Annotated in this window: 2 pseudogenes; one reads left to right on the top strand and one right to left on the bottom strand. The window is 66.3% G+C overall.

The features are described 5' to 3' along the window. Positions 1-234: pseudogene (locus tag B3T59_RS22480) on the top strand (inositol monophosphatase family protein); the annotation flags it as partial. On the opposite strand, the pseudogene B3T59_RS22475 reads toward B3T59_RS22480, so the two are convergent. After that, positions 194-615, bottom strand: a pseudogene (locus tag B3T59_RS22475) (type VII secretion AAA-ATPase EccA); the annotation flags it as partial. The pseudogenes B3T59_RS22480 and B3T59_RS22475 overlap by 41 nt on opposite strands.

The raw sequence follows: 615 nt of genomic DNA, 5'->3' as shown, positions 1-615 counted from the left end.
GGCGAGGCCGACGCCTACGTGCACGCGGGCGGGCAGTACGAGTGGGACTCCGCGGCCCCGGTGGCCGTCGCTGCGGCAAAAGGTCTGTGGTGCAGTCGAATCGACGGTTCGCCGCTGGTCTACAACCAGGACGACACGTATCTGCCCGACCTGGTGATCTGCCGACCGCAGTTGCGCGACGCGATCATCGAGGTCACGAGTTCAGAGCCAAGCCCGACATCAGAGTCGCGATAGCGGCGCGTACGTCGCTTGCTTCGATCCGCATCAGGTCGTCCGCCGACAGTGCGCTCAGATCGCCTGCGGAGAGCCGATATTCGCGCTCCTCCTCGGCAGATTCGACGACATTCCGCACGAAGCGGCCGTTACCCGCCAGGTCGATTCCCCGCCGCATTCCCGCGCCGGCTTCGCGCACGTCCTCATACAGCGGAGCACACGCCTGCTCGATTTCGGCCGCCGCCTCGGGGGTGAGTATCGAATCACGACGCCGCGCGAGGTATTCGCCGATGCGCGCCAACTCCTGCGGCGTGTACGAGTCGAAGCGGATGCGTCGGGCGAATCGTGACGCCAAGCCGTCGTTGGAGGCGAGGAACCTGTCGATCTCGGCGTCGTAGCCCG

Origin of the sequence: Gordonia sp. UBA7860, assembly GCF_002500165.1 — a bacterium.
Lineage (GTDB): Bacteria > Actinomycetota > Actinomycetes > Mycobacteriales > Mycobacteriaceae > Gordonia > Gordonia sputi.
The sequence above is the reverse complement of the archived record's forward strand: the minus strand, read 5'-3'. Positions and strand labels throughout refer to the sequence as shown.